A 21,004-nucleotide genomic window follows, 5' to 3' on the forward strand; every position below is an offset into this window, starting at 1 on the left:
TATGCTTGAAATATACTGTATTTCGATAATAATTCAGATGGTTTCTCAAGTAATGGCGTATTTTAATATGTTAAATTATTTACTCAGATTATTTATCGCAGTTCTTATTTCGCCCGCGATTGTTTTCGCCGCCGAGTGCCCCTCCGGTAAAAATGATGGAGATGAGTTTGTTCTTGCCCACGGTCAGGTGCGCAGCGAATTCAGGCGATCCGGACCGATCGTCTTGGTGGAGAATGATTTTCAAGGCGCAGGCAAACAGAGGCTTTTTCTCTTTCGGGGGTTAATCGAGCTGGCGCGTTCGGGCGATGACGGCAATTACAGCCAGCACTTTACGTCAAATCTGGAAGCATTCTGGCCTCTGAAAGTTGGCGCTCGACGCACTTTTGAATTTCTGCCCCTCGAAACTACCAAAATCGAGGATAAGTGGTCACTGACCCTTGCAGTTACGAAGCGGCGCGCCTTTCCGATTAAATTCTGCAATTACGAGGTGTTTTATGTGACCTACGACATTCGTAAAAACGGCAAAGAGGAAGAACGATGGACAGCGGTTTATTCGCCGGATCTGCGCGCCACGGTGGCGAAGATTTACGATGAGGGGACGGAAGACGAAGAAATTGTCGCCTATAATCTGATTGCGCCTCTGAAGCAATGACGGTTCGACTGCGCTTGAATCAACTCCAGAAAGCCCGCAGGAACAATTCACCACCTAGCATAAGCAGGCAGATGAGGAACCAGCGCCTGAATGTCGCGGGAGTGACGATGCGGCGGATATTCTGGCCAAGCCACATGCCGAGAAGCGCTGGCAGGACGGCGAGTGCGGAAAGCGACATGTGCTCGACGCGGAAGGCGTCCTGAGAGGCAAGGCCGGCGGCAAGCGCAACGGTGGAAACGGTGAAGGACATGCCAAGCGCCTGCACGAGATCGTCGCGGCTGAAGCCAAGCGACTGGATATAGGGCACGGCGGGGACCACGAAAATTCCGGTGCCGCCGGTCAGAAGGCCGGTCGCCAGCCCGACGGCCGGGGAGAGTTTCGGTTCCAGCCTTGCGGGAACGGCGAAGGGCTTTGCAAGAAGGCTGTAGGCTGCGTAAGCCGCGAGGCATAATCCGAGCGCCGAGGTGGTCCAGACGCCGGTGCCTGATGTCATCAGCCGGATGCCAAGAAGCGTGCCGACGGCAATGGCGATCATCATCGGCCATAGTCGCGAGACAATCGCCTTGAAATCGGGTCCGGCCAGCAATTGCCAGATATTGGTGATGAAGGAGGGCAGAATGAGCAGGCCAGCTGCAACGACCGGCGGCATGAAAAGGCCGAGAACGCCCATGGCAACGGTCGGCAGGCCCATGCCGGTGACGCCCTTGACGACGCCCGCGACGATGAATGTGGCGACAATCAAGAGCGTTGTGGTTGTCTCAAAATCCGGCACGGCGCACTCCAGAGGTCATTCGCATTTCGGCTGACTTGGGCTGTCAGGCAATCATATGAAACGGGCGAGTGCGGCCTGTTTCTTCTCCCCGGCGGGGAGAGAAAAACAGGCGACGCCCGCTCGTTTCAATATGTACTGATATAGATGAGGCCACGACCTGATGTTTCGGCCTAAACCGAACTATGCAAGCGCGCTTTTCATCGCCTTGCCGGCGACGTAGGTCTCGACGACTGTGCGGTCGTCGCCCATGGTCAGCATCAGGAACAGTTCTTCGGTCAGGCTTTTCACCACTTCCATCTTCAGCGCCATGGCGGGCGTGGAAGAGGCGTTGAGAACCGTGATGTCGGCATCCGTGCCGACGTCCAGCGTGCCGATGCGGTCGACCATGGAAAGCGCTTCGGCGTTGCCGCGCGTCATCAGATACCAGCTTTCCAGCGGGTTCAGTCGTTCGCCCAGCAATTGCTGGATCTTGTAGCCCTCATCCATGGTGCGCAGCATGGAATAGCTCGATCCGCCGCCGATATCGGTCGCGACTGCGATGCGCACCGGCTTTTCGCGCCGTTGCAGCTTTTTCATCGGGAAGAGGCCGGAGCCGATGAAGAGGTTCGATGTGGGGCAATGCACGGCGACTGCACCGGTTTCCGACAGCACGTCCGCCTCACGTTCCGAGAGGTGGATGGCGTGGCCGAGCAGGGTCTTGTTGCCCATCAGGCCGTAACGCACATAGATGTCGGTGTAATCGGTCGCTTCCGGGTAAAGCTCGCAGGTATATTTGATCTCGTCCAGATTTTCGGAAAGATGCGTCTGGATGAAGAGATCGGGAAATTCCTGCGCCAGCGCCTGGGCTGCTTCCATCTGTTTCGGCGTAGAGGTGATGGCGAAGCGGGGCGTGATGGCGACGTGGTTGCGGCCCTTGCCGTGCCAGTCGGCGATGACGGCCCGGGTCTCGTCATAGGAGGTTTCCGGCGTGTCCAGCAGGCCCTGCGGGGCGTTGCGGTCCATCATCACCTTGCCGCCCACCATCAGCATGCCGCGCTTCAGGGCCTCAGTGAAAAACGCATCGGCTGAGGTCTTGTGCACGGAGCAATAGGCGACAGCCGTGGTGGTGCCGTGGCGCAGAAGCTCATCGTAAAAATGTGTGGCGATGCGCTGGGCATGCGCGCTTTCGACGAAACGGCATTCTTCCGGGAAAGTATAGGTATTCAGCCATTCCAGAAGGTTGGCGGCATAGGAGCCGATGACCTGCATCTGCGGGAAATGCAGGTGCATGTCGATCAAGCCCGGCACGATGAGATGAGGGCGGTGGTCCTTCTCCTCAATGTCATCAGGTGCCTGCTTGCGAATATCGGCATAGTCGCCAATGGCGGCGATCTTGCCGTTTTCGATAAGCAGGCCGCCATCCTCGATGTAGAGATAGCTTTGCGTATCGTCGATTGCGAGCGGCGCGCGGCGGAAGCTTAACAGGCGGCCACGCAGCAGAACCATGCTCATTCGGTTTTTTCCTTGGCGTCTTTGCCCGCGGAAACGGCGCTTTCATACCATGCGGTCAGCACTTTGCGCTCCTGCGGGGTGATGGCGGTGATGTTGCCGGGAGGCATGGCATGGCTGCGGCCGGCTTGCAAATAGATTTCGCGGGCGTGTGCGGCGATCTGCGCGTCGGTTTCGAGCTTCACAGATTTCGGCGTGAAGGGCACGCCTTCCCACACCGGCTCGGCGGCGTGGCACATGGAACAGCGACCCTGAACGACATCGCGGGCGCTCGCGAAATGGGCGTCGCTGACGAATTGCTGCTGCATCGGCGAAAGCGTTGCCGCCTTCTGTTCTTCTTCGCCGGTCAGCACCTTCGGCACGCTGGAAAGCCACATGATGACGATGAAGATGAGCGCGGTCAGCAGCCAGGTCCATGTCGGCTTGCCCTTGCGGGCATGGGTGGTGTTGAACCAGTGGCGGATGGTGACGCCCATCAGGAAGACGAGTGCTGCGATGATCCAGTTGAACTCGGTCGCAAAGGCCAGCGGATAGTGGTTCGACAGCATGAAGAAGATGACGGGCAGCGTCAGGTAGTTGTTGTGCAATGAGCGCTGTTTGGCGATGCGGCCATATTTCGGGTCCGGCGTGCGCCCGGCGATCAGGTCGGCAACGACGATCTTCTGATTGGGAATGATGATGAAGAACACATTCGCCGACATGATGGTGGCGGTAAAAGCGCCGAGATGCAGGAAGGCGGCGCGGCCGGTGAAGACCTGCGTATAGCCCCACGCCATCGCCACCAGCGCGACGTAAAGCACCACCATCAGGCCCCAGGTGTTGTTGCCAAGCGGCGACTTGCAGAGGAAATCGTAAAACAGCCAGCCGACAGCAAGCGATGCCAGCGACAGACAGATGGCCTGGAACTGGGTGAGCGCCAGCACCGAATGGTCGATGAGGAAAAGGTCGGCGCCGCCGTAATAAACGATGCACAGCATGGCGAAGCCGGACAGCCAGGTGACGTAGCTTTCCCATTTGAACCATGTCAGGTGTTCGGGCATCTGGGCCGGGGCGACCAGATATTTCTGGATGTGGTAAAAGCCGCCGCCATGCACCTGCCACTCCTCGCCATAGGCCCCCGGCGGCAAATGCGGCCGTTTGACCAGCCCAAGATCGAGCGCGATGAAATAGAAGGACGAGCCGATCCAGGCGATGGCGGTGATGACGTGGAGCCAGCGGACGGCAAAGGCCATCCATTCCCACGCAATGGCATATTCGTACATTCGGTTCCCCTGATCCTTGTGCAGCGCACCTTGCGAGAAATTTGACCGTTAGGAAAGGGAAAAGCAAACACCGCACGATGATTGTTCACAATCCCGTACGCTCGTGTCCACAACTTTGGCGCAGGCGCGGCGACGTCCCGCTTCCGGCCCGCCCAATCGTCAAGGAGCCGTCCTGCTGCTGAGTTTGTGCTTAGCTGGCTAACGCGACTCAGCTATTATCCGTTGAGCAGTCTGCTGATGTGCAAAACTATTGGGCTGCGGGGCCTTGGAGCGACCTGCGTCCGAAAGGACGCTTCGAAGGGCACTCTGACACATTTATGTTGCGCATGTTCTTTCCGGTTTTCGGTCAGAGGCGCAGGGCTTCAATGACATGTTTTCGCTGGCGGTTCATTCCGAAAGCGGGTGCTGCAAACCCTGGGGGCGGGGGGCAGATCAGGGGCAGGTGTTGCAGTTCCCGGTGCCGTTGCGTCCGGGTATGCGTTGATGCTTGGATTTTGAATGAAGTGACGCAATGACCTTCCGGCAGCCGCCGTTGTTTTCAACGGAGACCGTGCCGATGCGCCTTGTTCTGACAGTTCTTTTCCTGCTGATGGCATTCAACGCCACGGCGCTTGCGCATGAATCCCACAAGGGGTTCAAATATGAAAGCTACTGCTGCAATGGCGACGCCGAAACCGGCGATTGCCAGATGATCCCTACGCGAAGTGTTCGTGTCACGCAGGATGGTTACGAGGTCTCGCTTGCGCCCGGCGATCATCGTCTGGTGACGCGGCGCCATGTCTTCAGCTGGTCGCAGCGTGAGGCAAGACGATCCGAGGATGGAGAATATCATCTCTGTCTGTTCCCGGACGAGGACACGCCGCGCTGCTTTTATGCGCCTGATATGGGGTATTGAGATGTTTGCGGCCGGTTTTCGTCGATCCGCTTCAGTATCCAGTCGCGAAACAGCCTTATCTTGCGAATGTTCCTGCGGTTTTCAGGGTAGACGAGCCAGTAGTTCTTACCCTCGTTGCTGAGGTGCTCGAAGGGCTGATAAAGGCGGCCGAGGGCAATCTCGTCCGCATAAAGTTCAGGGGTGAGCATGGCTACCCCCTGGCTGGCAATTGCCGCTGCGGCTTCGAAAGCCTGCACGCTGAGGCGGCTGCGCGGATAACGGTCGAGGCCCGGATTTTCGATGCCGACTTCCCGGAACCATTGGCTCCACCAGATGTCACCCGGATCGATGATGCGCAGGCGCAGAAGATCCTCCGGCTTTTTCAATCCGCCGATGCTTTCGGCGAGGTTCGGATGCAGCATCGGCGTATAAACGCCCCGCAGCAACTGATGATAGATCAGTCCTTTGCCATCGTCGCTGCTCCAGCGGATGGCGACATCGCAATCGGACTGCGTAAAATCGATCAATGCGCTTGATGTGTCGAGCCGCACGGCGATCGAGGGATGTTCAAGCTGGAAAGCTCCCAGATGCCGCGAAAGCCAGCGCGATGCGAAAGTCGCGGTGGAGTGAATGGTCAGGGTGGTGTCAGAGGTGTCACGGACATTGTCGACGGCCTCCCGTAAAGTGTTGAAGGCTTCCGCAACTTTCGGCGCCAGTTTCTGCCCGGCCTCGGTCAGCACAACCTGCCGCGCCTTTCTGATGAAGAGCGGCTCGCCAACATTCTCTTCCAGCAGTTTCACCTGATAGCTGACCGCCGTCTGCGTCATACCCAGTTCCTCACCGGCCTTGGTGAAGCTGAGATGCCGGGCGGCGGCTTCGAACACGCGCAGGGCGTTCAGGGGGAACTGGCGGGACATTTTCATGGATAAGTTCTCTTTATGCCAACTGCCAAAGGTTTCATTGGTTTTTATCCGGAAAACAGAGCATTTTTAGCTCAATTCATCAACTGAGCTTCTGACATTTTTTAAATGGAGACGAACATGCGCACAGCACTCTTGCGCGCGTGGTCCCGCCTGCGCGCGGGTCTGCGGACCGCGGAACGGTTTTCCCTTGAAAGCCTTCGACCGGATAATCTGGTAGATGAAAGCCTGCCCGACGGGATCAGGCGTGATCTTGGTCTTGAGGATGGCCGCGCTGATTTTCGGTGCGATGGGTTTCGGCAGCGGAAAATGCTTGCAGCAACTCGGCTACCACAAGGGCCGCTATAATGGCGGGGCGCTTGTCCCTGACGCTACTTCCACCGATCGGCAGGATGAGTTTTTGAAGGCGGGTAGCGGGTTCTCCCTCCCGCTCCAGCCAATGGGCGAAGGTGGCGCGTTTGGTTTTCGAGCCGATCATGCCGACATAAGCGAGATCGTCGCGGGCAAGCGCTTCCTTTGCAATCAGGAAATCGAGTGCGTGATCGTGGGTGACGATGATCGCAGCGCCGTTTGCGGGAATTTTCGCGATCAGCGCTTCCGGCATGGGGGTCAGCACGGATACGACACCGGCTGAAAGATCGCGCAACTCGTTTTCACGGGTTTCCACCACGGTCAGTGTCAAAGGCAGAAGCGACAGAGCATCTGTCAGCGCCTTGCCGACATGGCCCGCCCCGAAAATGAAAACGGCCTGCCGCTGCTCGGTTTCAGCCTTAAGCCTTGCCTCGAGTGCTGCCGCGATGTCCGGCGTTACCAGCCGGAAGCGGAGCAGGGTGCGGCCGCCGCAGCACTGGCCGATTTCGGGGCCGAGCGGAATATCCATGCCGTCTTCGATCGTACCGTTCTTCAACATGGCACGGGCATGGTCTATCGCCATATATTCGAACTGCCCGCCGCCGATGGTCTCCCACAGCGCCTTCCGGCTTACCAGCATGAAGGTTCCCGCCTCGCGCGGCGATGACCCTTTCACGGCCTCGATTTCCACGAGGATTGCAGGTCCGGAGCTGGCGAGGAAGCGGGAGAGGGACGTCATTATGTCTCCCCTCACACCTTCTTCAACCGTTCCACCGCCATCAGCACCCGCTCGGGCGTTGCCGGCGCATCGAGGCGTGGGCAGACCTTGTAGTCGGCGATGGACGCGACGGCCATGGAGAGTGCTTCGAGAATCGAGATCGCCAGCATGAAAGGCGGTTCGCCCACGGCCTTGGAGCGGCCGATGGTGGGCTCGGCGTTTTCCGACCATTCCGCCAGTTGAACGTTGAAAATCTTCGGCCGGTCGGAGGCAAGCGGGATCTTGTAGGTGGAGGGAGCGTGGGTGCGCAGCCGCCCCTTGCCGTCCCACCATAATTCCTCCGTCGTCAGCCAGCCCATGCCCTGCACGAAGGCGCCTTCCACCTGCCCGATATCGATGGCCGGGTTTAGCGACTTGCCGACATCGTGGAGAATATCGGTGCGCTCCATCATGTATTCGCCGGTCAGTGTATCGATCGACACTTCCGAACAGGCCGCGCCATAGGCGAAATAATAAAATGGCGTGCCGCGGCCGGCGGCGCGATCCCAATGGATTTTCGGCGTCTTGTAAAAACCGGCGGCGGAAAGCTGGACGCGGGCGAAATAGGCTCGTTTGATAAAATCGTTGAAGGCGATTTCCTCAAGCCCGATGCGCACCCGGTTTGGCAGGAAGACAACCTCTTCTTCCGGCACGTTCCAGTTCTCGGCAGCGAATTTGATAAGCCTTTCACGGATCTGGCGGGCAGCGTCATAGGCCGCCATGCCATTGAGGTCCGTACCGGACGAGGCGGCCGTGGCCGACGTATTGGGCACCTTGCCCGTGGTCGTGGCGGTGATTTTCACCCGGCCGATATCCACCTGGAAGGCATCGGCTACCACCTGCGCCACCTTGGTGTAGAGGCCCTGGCCCATTTCGGTGCCGCCGTGGTTCAGGTGGATCGAACCGTCATTATAGATATGCACCAGCGCGCCCGCCTGATTGAAGGCGGTCATGGTGAAGGAGATGCCGAATTTGACAGGGGTGAGCGCAATGCCCTTGCGGATGATCGGGCTGGTCTTGTTGAACTCGACAATTGCCTGCCTGCGCGCGCGGTATTCGCTGGAGGCTTCCAATTCCTCGACGACGCGGGCGATGATGTTGTCCTCGACCTCCTGATGATAGGGGGTTGTGGTGCGGCCCGAACCGGTCTCGCCGTAGAAATTGAGCTTGCGGACATCGAGCGGGTCCTTGCCGACGGCATAGGCGATTTCCTCGATGAAACGCTCAGCCCCGAGCATGCCCTGCGGGCCGCCGAAACCGCGAAAGGCGGTGTTGGAGACGGTATGGGTTTTGAGCGGCCGGGAGGTCAGATGCACATGCGGATAGAAATAGCTGGAATCGGCGTGAAACAGCGCGCGGTCGGTTACCGGGCCGGACAGGTCGGAGGAAAAGCCGCAGCGGGCCGCATAGGTGGCGTCGACGGCGTGGATGCGGCCTTCCTCATCGAAGCCTAGCTCGTAATCGACGCGGAAATCGTGGCGTTTGCCGGTGGCGGTCATGTCTTCGTCGCGGTCGGGGCGGATTTTCACGGCCCGGTTCAGCTTCTTGGCGGCAATGGCGCAAAGGGCTGCGAACTGGTTTCCCTGGGTTTCCTTGCCGCCGAAACCGCCGCCCATGCGCCGCACCTGCACCGTGACGGCATTGGATGGCACCTGAAGGATGTGGCTGACAATGTGTTGGATTTCGCTCGGATGCTGGGTGGAGCTCCACAGCGTCACCTCATCGTCCTCGCCCGGCACGGCCATGGCGATGTGGCTTTCGAGATAAAAATGCTCCTGCCCGCCGATCCGCATCGTACCGGTCAGGCGACGGGGTGCCACGTCCATTTCGAGCTTCGCATCGCCACGCTTCAGCGTCATCGGATCGATGACGAGCGCACCGCCATTTTCAATCGCCGTGTCGATATCGGTGAAATGCGGCAGGTCCTTGTAGACGATTTTCGCCTTGCGGGCGGCCTTGCGGGCAATATCGCGGCTTTCAGCGAAGACCGCGAAGATCGGCTGGCCGTGAAATTCAACCTTCGTTTCGGCGAGCAGCGGCTCGTCATGACGCCCGCCGGAGGAGACGTCGTTTTCGCCGGGCACGTCTTTACCTGTCATCACCCATAACACGCCCGGCGTAGCTTCCACTTCGGAAAGGTCCATCGAGACGATTTCGGCATGGGCCCGGTCGGAAAGGCCAAGCGCGCCGTGAACGAGGCCGGCGGGTTCGGGAATATCGTCGATATATTCGGCGCTGCCCGTCACATGTTTATGGGCAGAATCGTGCCTGAGCGAGGCGTGTACAGGGCCGTCGATTTCGGTCTTGGTCTTATCGAAGCTTGTCGTGTCCATGGTTCAAGCCTCCTCCAGCGAGAAGCGGGCAAGTTCCTGCTTTTCCCCTGATGTCTCGAGGAAAAACCGTGTCAGCAAATTCTTGGCTGTGAGTTGCCGATATTCGGCGGTCGCGCGCCAGTCGGTCAGCGGGGTGAAATCATCGTCCAGCGCATCGCGCGCCGCATCGATCGTTTCCTGAGACCAGGGCTTGCCGAGAAGCGCTGCCTCGAGATGTGCAGCGCGTTTCGGCGTGCCGGCCATGCCGCCGAAGGCGATGCGGATGTTTTCGACTGCGCCATCGGCATCGAGCGTCAGATTGAAGGCGGCGCAGAGAGCGGAGATATCCTCGTCCCGGCGCTTGGAAATCTTGTAGACGGCGTAGTGACTTCCCGGCGTCTGGAACGGAATGAAAAGCTTTTCGACGAATTCGCCGCTCAGCCGGTCCTGCTTGCCATAATCGATGAAGTAGCTTTCCAGCGGCAAGGTGCGGCTGCCGGAAGACGAGCGCAAGGTGAGCGTGGCGCCGAGCGCGATCAGGGCCGGGGGCGTATCGCCGATGGGCGAACCGTTGGCGATGTTGCCGCCGATGGTTCCCATATTGCGCACCTGTTCGCCGCCAAGACGATCGAACAGCCGGGCAAGCGGCGGGAAATGTTCTGCAATGGTCTTGAAGGCCTGGCTGTAGGTGACACCGGCACCGAGCGTCACGCCGTTCTCATCCACGGCAATACCCTGCAGATCGCCGAGGTTGTTGATGAAGATGACAGGGTTAAGCGCCCGCATCTGCTTTGTCACCCACAGGCCGACATCGGTGGAACCGGCAATGATGGTAGCCTTCGGCTCGGCGGCATAGATATCGGTCAATTCAGCAAGCGTTGCCGGGATGATGGTCCGATCTTCGCCGCGGGTAACCGTAATGGTTTCATTGGCGCGGATCGCCCAGAGCCTTGCCATGATATCGGTGCGGTCGCGTTGCAGCGGGTCGAACAGCGCACTCGGGCGGGCGGCTGCAATCTTTTCGGCAGCCCGCACAATCGGCTCGTAACCCGTGCATCGACAGAGATTGCCTTGGAGCGCCTTTTCAATATCGGCGCGGGACGGGTTTTCGCTGGCAAGCCACAGGCCGTAGAGCGACATGATGAAGCCCGGCGTGCAGAAACCGCATTGGGAACCGTGGAAATCCACCATTGCCTGCTGCACGGGGTGAAGCGTGCCATCGCGGCCGGCCAGATGCTCTACCGTCACGATATGGGTTGCATGCAGCGAGCCCAAAAAGCGGATGCAGGCATTGACGCTTTCATAACGCAGCGAGCCATCAACAAGCCGCCCGACCAACACCGTGCAGGCGCCGCAGTCACCTTCAGCACAGCCTTCTTTCGTCCCGGTCAGCCGTCTTTGAAGGCGGAGATAATCGAGAAGCGTGTCTGTCGGTCCGAAACCCTTAAGCGAAATGGTTTCGCTGTTGAGGATGAAGCTGATCGCGTCGTTCATGCACTGCCTTGCTTTTTGTCCGGTTGAGCCGGTTCCCAATCTGCTATCTATGCACGCCCGCGCGCGCATATCGATTTCCGTTTTGGCAATTCATTGTTTCCAAAACGGAAAGAGATGTCATCGATTATTGCGCTGTCCAGCCGCCATCGACGGAAATATGCGTGCCGGTAATGTTGCTGGCGGCATCGCTTGCCAGAAACAGCGCCGCTGCTGCCACGTCATCGATGGTGACGAATTGCTTTGTCGCCTGCAATTCCAGCATCACGTCGTTCTTCACCGCCTCTTCGCTGATGCCGCGCACCTTGGCCATTTCCGGTATCTGCTTTTCGACGAGCGGCGTCAGCACATAACCGGGACAGATGGCGTTGACGGTGACGCCCGTCTGCGCAAGCTCGAGCGCCGCCGTCTTCGTCAGGCCCATGATGCCGTGCTTGGCTGCCACATAGGCCGATTTGAACGGCGAGGCGACGAGACCGTGGGCAGAGGCAATGTTGATGATACGGCCTTTGCCGGCCTTCTTCATCAGCGGTATCGCAACGCGCATCGTATGGAAGGAACTGGTCAGATTGATGGCGATGATCCAATCCCACTTTTCCGTCGGAAACTCCTCGATCGGAGCGATGTGCTGAATGCCGGCATTGTTGACGAGCACATCGACCGAACCAAGCTTTTCATGCGCGGAATTGATGAGATCGGCAATCTCGTCCGGTTTCGTCATATCTGCCGGGTGGTAGAGCACGCGCCCGCCACTTTCGGCTTCCAGCAAGAGGCGGAGTTTTTCAATTTCGTCTTCGTCGCCGAAGCCATTCAGCACGATATTCGCGCCCTCCCTCGCAAATCTCTGTGCGATGCCAAGGCCGATGCCACTTGTGGAGCCTGTCACGATAACTGTCCGATGCATGCTTTCCCCTTTTTGCATTACTTCGCACATATTTAAGCAGGTTATGCCCAAAGGGGGCGGGCTGGCAATCGCGATTTCGGGCGCGATTTCGGGGGAGGCCGGCATGGGGCATAATGCGCCTGCGCCCATCCACTTTTTCGAAGCTAAGCATCCAGATTTTACGCCAGATTTTGCATTTGTCTGGCGGGCCGTCCGTGCCTATCTCTCAAACAATCAAACAGAGGTATCGTCTATGGAACTCGGTCTTTACACTTTTGCGGATGTCAATCCCAACCCCGTCGATGGCCGTGGGCCGGAAGGTGCGCGCCGGCTGCGCGAACTGCTTGAGGAAATCGAGCTTGCCGATCAGGTTGGACTGGATGTGTTTGGGCTGGGTGAACATCACCGCCCGGACTATGTCGCGTCCTCACCCTCCACCGTGCTTGCGGCGGCGGCGGTGAAGACGAAGAATATCCGCCTGACGAGCGCTGTCTCGGTTCTGAGTTCGGATGATCCGGTCCGGGTCTTCCAGCAATTCTCCACCGTCGATCTCCTGTCGAACGGCCGTGCCGAAATCATGGCCGGGCGCGGTTCCTTCATCGAATCCTACCCGCTGTTCGGTTACGACCTCGAAGACTATGACGTGCTGTTTGCGGAAAAGCTCGATCTGCTCTTGGCGCTGCGCGAGAACGAAATCGTCACCTGGTCCGGCACCAAACACCCCGCCATCAATGGGCGCGGGGTCTATCCGCGTCCCCTTCAGGAGCGCCTGCCGGTCTGGATCGCGGTTGGCGGCACGCCGCAATCGGTGGCGCGGGCCGGCGCCATGGGGCTGCCGGTGGCGCTTGCCATCATCGGCGGCGAATATCGCCGTTTCGCGCCGCTGTTCGATCTCTATCACGAAGCTGCACGCCGGGCGGGGCAGGAAAAGACCAGGCTGCGCACCAGCATCAACGTGCACGGCTTCATTGCCGACACCACCGACAAGGCGGCGGACCAGTTTTACGGACCGCAGGCAGAGGTGATGAACCGCATCGGCCGCGAGCGCGGCTGGGGTCCGACAAACCGCGCGCATTTCGATGCGGCGCGTGGGCCGGAGGGCAACCTCTTCCTTGGCGAACCTGAGCTGGTGGCGGAAAAGATCATCAAGGCGCACGGCGTTTTCAAGAACGACCGTTTCCTGTTGCAGATGGCAATCGGCCTGATGCCGCATGACCAGATCATGCGCGGCATCGAGCTTTATGGTACGAAAGTCGCGCCTGTTGTCAGAAAAGAATTGACGGGGAGTGCCGATCCGGTGAAAGCCACGGCCTGATTATTACCAAGGCGGGCGTCTTCAGACCCGCCATTTAGAACGACGGACAGAAACATGGTCATCTCCACCGACGAAGAACTGGTTTTGCTAAAGGATATCGGTCGCATCTGCGCCGTGGCCATGCAGACCATGGCGGATGCGCTGGAACCCGGTATCACCACGGCCGAACTGGATGCGATCGGCCGAAAGGTACTGGAGGATAACGACGCGCAATCGGCGCCGGAGTTCTGCTACCAGTTTCCCGGCGCGACCTGCATCAGCGTCAACGAAGAGGTTGCGCATGGCATTCCCGGCCCGCGCATCATCAAGGCGGGCGATCTCGTCAATATCGATGTTTCGGCGGTGAAGAGCGGTTTCTTCGGCGATACGGGTTCGTCTTTCGCCGTGCCGCCGGTGAAAAAGGAGATCGAGCGGCTGTGCCGCGATGGCAAGCGCGCCATGTGGACGGGCTTGCAGCAGGTGAAAACCGGTCGGCCCTTTGCCGATATCGGCAATGCCATCGGCTCCTTTGCAAAAAAGAACCGCTACACGCTGATCACCAATCTGGCGAGCCACGGCATTGGCCGCTCCCTGCATGAGGAGCCGAAGGAACTGGCGACCTGGCCGGACAAGGGTGAGCGGCGCATCATGCAGGAGGGCATGGTCTTCACCGTTGAACCCTTCCTGTCGACGGGTGCCTATTGGGCCGAAGATGGCGACGACGATCCGTGGACGCTCTATAGCGATCCGAGCGCGCCGACCGTGCAGTATGAACATACCGTGGTTGCTACGAAGAACGGCCCGCTGGTGCTGACGCTGGTTGAGTGAGGGGTGAAGACCGCCACTTTACAAGACACCAAGTTTCGTAGCTGAGTGCGCCAATTACGACGTTTGCCGCATTCGTTGACCTTTCTCCTCCCTCATCCCTGTGCCTGTCACAGGGATCCAGCCAGCCCAAGTCCTTGGGCTGAAAGGACTTCTCTCGCCGCGCGGACGCGCGTCGGCTGGATTCCTGTGACAAGCACAGGAATGAGGGTGGATAAGGATGCGCAGGCGACGGGATCTTGCATCTCGTACCGATAAAGACGGCTTATGCTGCCGATCAAAATAACTCGCTTGTTCCGTGGCAGTGCGGTTGCGATAAGCCGTACATGAGCATCGACAAGCCACTTTCCCCCAAACATCTGACTGCACTCGGTTTCGCCGGCGCCTTGATGATGGCGTCCGCCATGGGCTTCGGCCGTTTTTCCTTCACCCCCATTCTTCCTGGCATGATGGCGGATGTTCCGCTATCGGCGGGGGATGCGGGTATCGTCGCGGCGGGGAATTTCGCCGGTTATCTCGCGGGGGCGGTTCTCGCCGCCTATTCCTGGGGCTCGGGACGCGAACGGCTGGTCGCCCTTTGTGGCTTGTTTTCCACGGGCGCGTTGCTGCTTGCCATGGCCGCCTTCAACTCCGTTGCGGCCTTCACCCTGATCCGGTTTTTCGCCGGCGTTGCCAGTGCGATGACCATGATCTTCACGTCGCAGATCGTCATCGGCCACGCCATGAAAGCTGGCAAGGACCATATTCAGGCGCTGCATTATGGCGGCGTCGGTGCCGGCATCGCGATTTCCTCGCTTGTGGTCTATCTCATCGGCGTCGTTTTTGATGGCGGCGGTGCCTCCTGGCGGGAGGAGTGGATTGCCGGTGCCGTCTTTTCCTTCGCTACGTTTCTTCTCGTCTGGCGGGTGATGCCCGCCGGGCCACCCCGGCATGCCTCTGCGCTGTCGGAGCCGCCGCTCAAATGGACGAAGCCGCTCTTTCTGACGACGCTCGCCTATGGGCTGTTCGGCTTCGGTTACGTCATCACCGCCACCTTCATTGTTGCGATTGCCCGCATGGCTGCTGCTGGCGCTTTCGTGGAATTTCTGGCCTGGTTCGTGACGGGATGTGCCGCCGCCATTTCGCTTTTCCTCTGGAAGCCGGTCTTGAAATCGCAGGGGCTGAAGCGCGCTTTCGTGATCGTGCTTGCTGTGGAAGCCGTCGGCGTCTTCGCTTCCGTCATGCTGCCACCCGTTCCGGGCGTGCTTGCCGGCGGTCTGCTTCTGGGGCTGACCTTCATGGTCATCACCGCCTATGGCCTTCAGCTGGGCCGGGAATTTGCAGGCCCAAGCCCACGCCGCGCCTTTGCCCTGATGACGGCAGCCTTCGGTACTGGACAGATCGTCGGACCACTCGCCGCCGGCTGGATTGCCGAGGTGACGGGAAGTTTTACTGCACCAAGTATTCTCGCCTCTGGCGTGCTTGTCGCCAGCATTCTCCTGATGCTGCCGGTTCTCGCCAGGGAGCGGCGGCGCTAAATCCGCCCGGGCATATTGCGCCTCACAAGGGGCGATTTCAGGGGTTCCTTGCGGGATCGATCCGCCGTTTGCGCCTTACATCTTGTTAAGGTCGTCGCTTCTTCGTTGCTGTGCACAAATTTCTGCCCTAGGTTCGGGCCATCTAGTGCTTCGCCAATAATGGCTGACTTCAAACGCGCGTGAGTTCGAAACGTGTTTCATTCTTTCTTTCCCAAACCGAAATTGTTCTTCACCTCCGCCATCGTCTGGGCTTTTGTCGCCATTCTTGGATGGTACTTCATCGTTGAAGGGCTAGGCAGGTCTTGGGGCTACGTGATGCCCGAGCAAGAACCTTACGATCTCAGCTATTTTCTGGTTCCCGCCAATCTGTTCTTCTACGCCTATCTGGCATTGTGCCTGGTGTTGTTCGGGGCTGTCTGGACCGTTCTCGCCAAGGATCACCCCTGGAAGTTCTGGTCCATATGGGGATCGCTGCTGATTATCGCGGTGACCTATTTCGGCGTTCAGATTTCCGTCGTCATCAACAATTTCCGGCGGCCTTTCGGCGATCTCCTGCAAAATGCGCTGTCAAAACAGCCGGGTATCGAAGTCTGGGATTTTTACAGTCTTCAGATTGTCTTCGCCAAGATCGCCTTTCTCAGCATGGCTGTGTCGATCCTCACGGATTTCTTCACCAGCCATTATATCTTCCGCTGGCGCACCGCGATGAACGACTTCTACATGTCAAAATGGGAAAAGCTGCGCCACATTGAAGGTGCCTCGCAGCGCGTTCAGGAAGATACGATGCGGTTCTCCTCCACGCTGGAGGGGTTGGGTATTACCCTGATCAATTCGGTCATGACGCTTGTTGTGTTTCTGCCGATCCTGTTTGCGCTGTCGTCCTACGTCTCCGAATTGCCGATCCTTGGCGAAGTGCCGCACGCGCTGTTCTGGCTGGCGATTGTCTGGTCCGTGTTCGGCACCGTGCTTCTGGCGACGGTCGGCATCAAGCTGCCCGGCCTGAATTTCCGCAATCAGCGTGTGGAAGCGGCCTATCGCAAGGAACTGGTCTACGGTGAGGATCACGCCGACCGCGCCCAGCCGCCGACTGTCAAGGAGCTTTACTCCAATGTGCGGAAAAACTATTTCCGCATGTATTGGCACTACCTCTACTTCAACGTCGCGCGGTATTTCTACATTCAGGCCGATGCCGTGTTCCTGCTCCTGATGCTTGTTCCCACCATCGTGGCGGGCAAGATCACCTATGGTATCTACCAGCAGATCGCCACGGCCTTCGGTCAGGTCAGTAATTCGTTCCAGTATCTGGTCAATTCCTGGACCACGATCATCGAGCTGCTGTCCATCCACAAACGTCTTGTGGCTTTCGAGGCCGCGATCGATGACAAGCCACTGCCTGAAATCGACGAGCGTTATCTTCAGCGGGAAGCGGAAGCCGGAGAGCTGGCGGCCAACAAGCCCTGACGGAAAACAAAAAGGGCGGCCGACTGGCCGCCCTTTTGCATTGTATCCGGGGACCTTAGCCCTCTGTCTTCTGCTTCCTGCGCGCCTTGATGATCGGCATGGCCTCGGCGTAACTCACGCAGGCGACATCGTCTCTGCGGCAGACTTCGCGCAGCAGCCGCTCATAGGCGTTCCAATAGGCGCCGCCATTCATCTTCACGAAATGGAAGCCCATCTGCAGAGGGATGCGTTCGCCATTATACTGCTTGTCGAACGCGGTGCGGAACGCCGCATAGGCGCGGTCCTCGAATTCCTGCGCGCGGTCCGGCGTCTCGATGCCGATGGAGTGGCGGATGAAGAGGTTGTAGTCCATGGCGATGATCGGGCGATTGCCGGGGCCTTCCGGAACCAGCGGCAGACCGAAATGTTCGATGCCGTCGCGCTCCACCGGCCATTCCGGTCCCTTGGTGATGCTGGTGGCGTCATAAACGAAGCCGTGTTTCTTCTGAGCCGCGGTCAGCGCCGGCCCCTGCGAAAGATAGGGCGCGCGGAAGCCGTTGATGTTTTTCACCATGTCGCGCCAGCCTTCGGGTTCCTCACCCTTCTTGCCAATCATCTGCCAGGCATTTTCCAGCGTGCTGGTGAAGGTGGTGAACTCGCCGTCCCATTGCTCGGCGGTCCATTGGCCGCCATCGAAATGCCCGCAGGTGTGATTGCCGATTTCGTGACCTTCGCGATAGGCCGACCAGATGTTGCGCAGCCGCGTCTCCACCTCTTCCGGCGACTGGCCAAAGCCGACATTGGAGCGCCCGGCCTTCTGGCCGGGGCCCTGATAGGTCTTGGCGCTGGTCTTGCGGTCCATCACCAGCGTGCAGGCAAGGAAATAGGTGAAATGCGCGCCGACCTCCTTCGCCGTCGCACGACTTCTTTCCCACAGCGAATTGTCGCCCGCACCGTCGAAAGAAACGATGACGAGTTGCTTCGGCTTCTCCGCATTTTCGGCAAAAGCGGGAAGGGCAAGGCATAGCGACAGGGAAAAAGCAGTCAATGGGCGAAACATCAGGCATCCGTCATGTGAAACACCGCTGCCTTTTGCGGGTGGAATAAGGCGAAGCTTTGAATAAACTGGCTTTTTTACGTCTTTCAGCCTAATTCCTTTTCTGCGTCGCGGTAATGAGGCCGCATTCCGTTCCACCGGGGGACCGTGTTCCATGCTTTTTCTCGTACTCTGTCTTGCCTTGTTTTTCCTGACGCATCTTTTGAAGGTGTTTGCGCCGCGATTTCGCGCGCAGATGATCGCGAAGATGGGAGAAGGACCGTTCAAGGGCGTCTATTCTCTCGCAAGCCTCATAACGCTCGGTCTCGTCATCTATGCGTTTGGCGAGGCGCGACAGGAAACCGGCGTTCTGTGGAACCCGCCGGTCTGGACGAGCCACCTCGCCGTGACCCTGATGCTGCCCGCGATGATCTGTCTTATCGCCAGCCTCATCCCGGCTGGCCACATCGCAACCAGAACAAAACATCCGCTCATTCTGGCGGTCAAGATCTGGGCGCTCGCCCATCTTCTGGCGAATGGAGAGACCTCTTCGATTCTTCTCTTTGCATCGTTCCTCGCCTGGGGTGTGGTGATGCGGATTTCGCTGAAGCGCCGGGAAAGAGCGGGTGAAAAAGTGGTCCGTCCCTTCGTCTCGGGCCGTTACGATCTGGTGGCCATCGTCGGCGGCATCGTTCTCTGGGGCGCTTTCATCCTGAAACTGCACGAATGGTTGATCGGCGTTCAGCCCATCGCCATGTAGGAAATCAACGTTTCCCCCTTACATATCAGGCAAAATAGGCTAGAAGGCCGACCATGACCCGTCGGCCGGACTTTTGCTGACCCGGGTAAGCGGCTTGGTATGTCCGCGAACGGATGGATCGGCGACGATCTCCGCGCGGGTAACGGAGAATTTGATGGCAAACGAAAATGATACCTTTATCCGCGAAGTGAACGAGCAGATCCGTTCCGAGCAGCTTTCCCGTTTCTGGGGCCGCTACGGTATCGTGGTCGTTGGCGCCGCCGTTCTCGTGGTTGTGGGCGCCGCCGGTGCCGGCATCTATGAATACTGGAACACCAGCCGCGCTTCCAATTCCGGCGACCAGTTCATCGCGGCGCTGAAGCTTGCTTCCGACAACAAGACGGACGAAGCGCTGAAGGCCTTTGCCGATCTTGAAACCTCCGGTCATGGCAATTATCCGGTGCTGGCGAAGTTCCGTTCTGCGACGCTGCTTTCGCAGAAGGGCGATGCGGCCGGCGCCATTGCTGCCTTCACCGCGATCGGCAACGACACGTCTGCCCCGCAGATCTTCCGCGATACGGCGAAGGTGCGCGCGGCGTGGCTGCTGGTTGACAACGGCACGTATGATCAGGTCGTTGCACTTGCGGAGCCGTTGAGCGGCGAAGGCCAGACCATGCGTGCATCGGCTCGCGAAGCCCTTGGTCTTGCCGCCTACAAGGCTGGCGATTTCACCAAGGCCAAACAATGGTTCGAGCAGATCGTCAGCGACGCGCAGGCGCCACGCAATGTGACGAACCGCGCGCAGATCATGCTCGACAATATCACTGCTTCGGGCAAAGCTGTCTAACACGGCTTTCCCACCTCCAAGGATTAACAATCAATGAGCTTCACCGTCGCCATAGTCGGGCGCCCCAATGTCGGCAAGTCCACGCTTTTCAACCGTCTGGTCGGAAAGAAGCTGGCGCTTGTCGACGATACGCCGGGCGTGACCCGTGACCGCCGCCCCGGCGACGCGAAGCTTGTCGACCTTCGTTTCACCATCATCGATACCGCCGGTCTGGAGCAATCCGGGCCGGAGACGCTTCAGGGCCGCATGTGGGCGCAGACCGAAGCGGCGATCGACGAAGCCGATGTGACCCTTTTTGTCGTTGACGCCAAGGCAGGCCTGACGCCCGCCGATGAAACGCTGGCCGAAATGCTGCGCCGTCGCGGCAAGCCGGTGGTTCTGGTGGCCAACAAGTCCGAGGCGCGCGGTTCCGATGCGGGCTTCTACGATGCCTTTACGCTTGGTCTTGGCGACCCGTGCGCCATCTCGGCCGAACATGGCCAGGGCATGATCGACCTGCGCGACGCCATCGTCGAGGCGATCGGCGAAGACGTTGCCTTCCCGCCTGAAGTGGATGAGGCGGAGACCGATATCGTTCTTCCGCGCACTGAGCCCGGCAGCGAGGAAGAGGAAGAAGAAGAGCCTGTTTATGATGAGACAAAGCCACTGCGCGTCGCCATCATCGGCCGACCGAATGCTGGCAAGTCCACCCTCATCAACCGTTTCCTTGGTGAAGACCGCCTGCTAACCGGCCCGGAAGCGGGCATTACCCGCGATAGTATTTCCGTCGAGTGGGACTGGCGCGGCCGCACCATCAAGATGTTCGACACGGCCGGAATGCGCCGCAAGGCCAGGGTGACGGAGAAGCTGGAGAAGCTCTCGGTCGCGGATTCCCTGCGCTCCATTCGTTTCGCCGAAACGGTGGTGATCGTGTTCGACAGCACCATTCCGTTCGAAAAGCAGGACCTGCAGCTGGTCGATCTCGTTATCCGCGAAGGCCGCGCCGCCGTGCTTGCCTTCAACAAATGGGATCTGGTTGAAGATCCGCAGGCGTTTCTGGCCGATCTGCGTGAAAAGACCGAGCGGCTTCTGCCGCAGGCCCGCGGCATCCGCGCCGTGCCGATGTCCGGCCAGACGGGCTATGGCCTTGACCGGTTGATGCAGAACATCATCGATACCGACAAGATCTGGAACCGCCGCATCTCGACCGCCAAGCTCAACCGCTGGCTCGATGCGCAGACCACGCAGCATCCGCCGCCGGCCGTTTCCGGCCGCCGCCTCAAGCTGAAATACATGACGCAGGTAAAGGCGCGTCCGCCGGCCTTCATGATTTCCTGCACCCGACCGGAAGCCATTCCGGAGAGCTACACGCGCTACCTCGTGAACGGTCTGCGCAAGGATTTCGACATGCCGGGCGTGCCGATCCGTGTGCATTATCGTGGCTCGGACAATCCATTCGAGAGCAAGGCGAAGAAGAGGCGGTAATCGGCTGCTGAAAACCTCTCCTCCGTTATTCTCGCGCTAGTCCCGAGAATCTGCAAACTTTCGATTTTGCGACTCGGGAG

The 21,004-nt window shown here is 59.0% G+C and carries 18 protein-coding genes; 9 read left to right on the top strand and 9 right to left on the bottom strand.

Annotation, left to right across the window (positions count from 1 at the left end):
- Window positions 1–37 precede the first annotated feature (37 nt).
- Window positions 38–652 carry a hypothetical protein gene (locus FB593_RS13310; protein ID WP_321186279.1) on the top strand — a complete coding sequence of 205 codons (615 nt, stop codon included), beginning with the start codon at window positions 38–40 and terminating at the stop codon, window positions 650–652.
- A gap of 19 nt (window positions 653–671) precedes the next feature.
- Here the strand turns inward: FB593_RS13310 and FB593_RS13315 are convergent, their stop codons facing one another.
- From FB593_RS13315 to puuD, 3 genes are all read right to left on the bottom strand, one after another.
- Window positions 672–1,424 carry a sulfite exporter TauE/SafE family protein gene (locus FB593_RS13315; protein ID WP_112290370.1) on the bottom strand — a complete coding sequence of 251 codons (753 nt, stop codon included), beginning with the start codon at window positions 1,422–1,424 and terminating at the stop codon, window positions 672–674.
- A 180-nt stretch (window positions 1,425–1,604) separates the two neighbouring features.
- Window positions 1,605–2,915, bottom strand: coding sequence for a guanine deaminase (gene guaD / locus FB593_RS13320; protein ID WP_145166667.1), 1,311 nt, complete (start codon window positions 2,913–2,915; stop codon window positions 1,605–1,607).
- Window positions 2,912–4,174, bottom strand: coding sequence for a urate hydroxylase PuuD (puuD, locus tag FB593_RS13325; RefSeq protein ID WP_112290375.1), 1,263 nt, complete (start codon window positions 4,172–4,174; stop codon window positions 2,912–2,914). Before puuD ends, guaD begins: the two co-directional genes overlap by 4 nt.
- A gap of 556 nt (window positions 4,175–4,730) precedes the next feature.
- Here puuD and FB593_RS13330 point away from each other — a divergent pair.
- Window positions 4,731–5,069: a hypothetical protein gene (locus FB593_RS13330; protein WP_003513656.1), complete on the top strand. Its 339-nt coding sequence runs from the start codon at window positions 4,731–4,733 to the stop codon at window positions 5,067–5,069.
- Here the strand turns inward: FB593_RS13330 and FB593_RS13335 are convergent.
- The 5 genes from FB593_RS13335 to FB593_RS13355 form a co-directional block, all read right to left on the bottom strand.
- Window positions 5,045–5,971, bottom strand: a complete 927-nt coding sequence (locus FB593_RS13335) for a LysR substrate-binding domain-containing protein (RefSeq protein WP_003513655.1) — start codon at window positions 5,969–5,971, stop codon at window positions 5,045–5,047. The genes FB593_RS13330 and FB593_RS13335 overlap by 25 nt on opposite strands.
- A 238-nt stretch (window positions 5,972–6,209) precedes the next feature.
- Window positions 6,210–7,058, bottom strand: a complete 849-nt coding sequence (gene xdhC, locus FB593_RS13340) for a xanthine dehydrogenase accessory protein XdhC (RefSeq protein WP_111796035.1) — start codon at window positions 7,056–7,058, stop codon at window positions 6,210–6,212.
- 11 nt (window positions 7,059–7,069) lie between these two features.
- Window positions 7,070–9,409 (bottom strand): xanthine dehydrogenase molybdopterin binding subunit, encoded by a 2,340-nt coding sequence (gene xdhB, locus FB593_RS13345; RefSeq protein WP_162633721.1) that lies wholly within the window; start codon window positions 9,407–9,409, stop codon window positions 7,070–7,072.
- Between the two features lie 3 nt (window positions 9,410–9,412).
- Entirely contained in the window at window positions 9,413–10,882 is a 1,470-nt protein-coding gene (xdhA, locus tag FB593_RS13350) for a xanthine dehydrogenase small subunit (RefSeq protein ID WP_111796036.1), read from the bottom strand.
- Window positions 10,883–11,006: 124 nt separating this feature from the next.
- Complete coding sequence (locus FB593_RS13355; protein ID WP_025594214.1) at window positions 11,007–11,783, bottom strand: 3-hydroxybutyrate dehydrogenase; 777 nt, start codon at window positions 11,781–11,783, stop codon at window positions 11,007–11,009.
- 232 nt (window positions 11,784–12,015) lie between these two features.
- On the opposite strand from FB593_RS13355, the gene FB593_RS13360 reads away from it, so the two are divergent.
- From FB593_RS13360 to sbmA, 4 genes are all read left to right on the top strand, one after another.
- A complete protein-coding gene (locus FB593_RS13360; RefSeq protein ID WP_065662334.1) occupies window positions 12,016–13,077 on the top strand; it encodes an LLM class flavin-dependent oxidoreductase in 1,062 nt (353 codons plus the stop codon).
- A 54-nt stretch (window positions 13,078–13,131) separates the two neighbouring features.
- The gene (gene map, locus FB593_RS13365) at window positions 13,132–13,884 is read left to right on the top strand and encodes a type I methionyl aminopeptidase (protein WP_003513640.1); all 753 of its coding nucleotides are present in this window, start codon (window positions 13,132–13,134) and stop codon (window positions 13,882–13,884) included.
- A gap of 323 nt (window positions 13,885–14,207) precedes the next feature.
- A complete protein-coding gene (locus FB593_RS13370) occupies window positions 14,208–15,398 on the top strand; it encodes an MFS transporter (protein WP_112290381.1) in 1,191 nt (396 codons plus the stop codon).
- Between the two features lie 192 nt (window positions 15,399–15,590).
- On the top strand, window positions 15,591–16,859 hold the full coding sequence (gene sbmA, locus FB593_RS13375; protein ID WP_003513636.1) for a peptide antibiotic transporter SbmA: 1,269 nt from the start codon (window positions 15,591–15,593) through the stop codon (window positions 16,857–16,859).
- A 55-nt stretch (window positions 16,860–16,914) separates the two neighbouring features.
- Here sbmA and FB593_RS13380 read toward each other — a convergent pair whose 3' ends face one another.
- Window positions 16,915–17,898, bottom strand: coding sequence for a polysaccharide deacetylase family protein (locus FB593_RS13380; protein ID WP_065659128.1), 984 nt, complete (start codon window positions 17,896–17,898; stop codon window positions 16,915–16,917).
- A 151-nt stretch (window positions 17,899–18,049) separates the two neighbouring features.
- Here FB593_RS13380 and FB593_RS13385 point away from each other — a divergent pair, with 151 nt between their 5' ends.
- The 3 genes from FB593_RS13385 to der all read left to right on the top strand — a co-directional run bounded on the left by FB593_RS13385 (window position 18,050) and on the right by der (window position 20,924).
- A complete protein-coding gene (locus FB593_RS13385; RefSeq protein ID WP_003513633.1) occupies window positions 18,050–18,634 on the top strand; it encodes an NnrU family protein in 585 nt (194 codons plus the stop codon).
- A 154-nt stretch (window positions 18,635–18,788) separates the two neighbouring features.
- Window positions 18,789–19,460, top strand: a complete 672-nt coding sequence (locus FB593_RS13390) for a tetratricopeptide repeat protein (RefSeq protein ID WP_145166668.1) — start codon at window positions 18,789–18,791, stop codon at window positions 19,458–19,460.
- Window positions 19,461–19,493: 33 nt separating this feature from the next.
- A complete protein-coding gene (der, locus tag FB593_RS13395) occupies window positions 19,494–20,924 on the top strand; it encodes a ribosome biogenesis GTPase Der (protein WP_003513631.1) in 1,431 nt (476 codons plus the stop codon).
- Window positions 20,925–21,004: the final 80 nt, after the last annotated feature.

Source organism: Rhizobium sp. SJZ105 (assembly GCF_007828365.1).
GTDB lineage: Bacteria > Pseudomonadota > Alphaproteobacteria > Rhizobiales > Rhizobiaceae > Agrobacterium > Agrobacterium tumefaciens.

Excerpts from the sequence above, each read along its gene's own strand:
- FB593_RS13310 (WP_321186279.1), top strand. The coding sequence starts at position 38 with ATGGTTTCTCAAGTAATGGCGTATTTTAATATGTTAAATTATTTACTC.
- guaD (WP_145166667.1), bottom strand. The coding sequence starts at position 2,915 with ATGAGCATGGTTCTGCTGCGTGGCCGCCTGTTAAGCTTCCGCCGCGCG.
- puuD (WP_112290375.1), bottom strand. The coding sequence starts at position 4,174 with ATGTACGAATATGCCATTGCGTGGGAATGGATGGCCTTTGCCGTCCGC.
- FB593_RS13330 (WP_003513656.1), top strand. The coding sequence starts at position 4,731 with ATGCGCCTTGTTCTGACAGTTCTTTTCCTGCTGATGGCATTCAACGCC.
- FB593_RS13335 (WP_003513655.1), bottom strand. The coding sequence starts at position 5,971 with ATGAAAATGTCCCGCCAGTTCCCCCTGAACGCCCTGCGCGTGTTCGAA.
- xdhC (WP_111796035.1), bottom strand. The coding sequence starts at position 7,058 with ATGACGTCCCTCTCCCGCTTCCTCGCCAGCTCCGGACCTGCAATCCTC.
- xdhB (WP_162633721.1), bottom strand. The coding sequence starts at position 9,409 with ATGGACACGACAAGCTTCGATAAGACCAAGACCGAAATCGACGGCCCT.
- xdhA (WP_111796036.1), bottom strand. The coding sequence starts at position 10,882 with ATGAACGACGCGATCAGCTTCATCCTCAACAGCGAAACCATTTCGCTT.
- FB593_RS13355 (WP_025594214.1), bottom strand. The coding sequence starts at position 11,783 with ATGCATCGGACAGTTATCGTGACAGGCTCCACAAGTGGCATCGGCCTT.
- FB593_RS13360 (WP_065662334.1), top strand. The coding sequence starts at position 12,016 with ATGGAACTCGGTCTTTACACTTTTGCGGATGTCAATCCCAACCCCGTC.
- map (WP_003513640.1), top strand. The coding sequence starts at position 13,132 with ATGGTCATCTCCACCGACGAAGAACTGGTTTTGCTAAAGGATATCGGT.
- FB593_RS13370 (WP_112290381.1), top strand. The coding sequence starts at position 14,208 with ATGAGCATCGACAAGCCACTTTCCCCCAAACATCTGACTGCACTCGGT.
- FB593_RS13380 (WP_065659128.1), bottom strand. The coding sequence starts at position 17,898 with ATGTTTCGCCCATTGACTGCTTTTTCCCTGTCGCTATGCCTTGCCCTT.
- FB593_RS13385 (WP_003513633.1), top strand. The coding sequence starts at position 18,050 with ATGCTTTTTCTCGTACTCTGTCTTGCCTTGTTTTTCCTGACGCATCTT.
- FB593_RS13390 (WP_145166668.1), top strand. The coding sequence starts at position 18,789 with ATGGCAAACGAAAATGATACCTTTATCCGCGAAGTGAACGAGCAGATC.
- der (WP_003513631.1), top strand. The coding sequence starts at position 19,494 with ATGAGCTTCACCGTCGCCATAGTCGGGCGCCCCAATGTCGGCAAGTCC.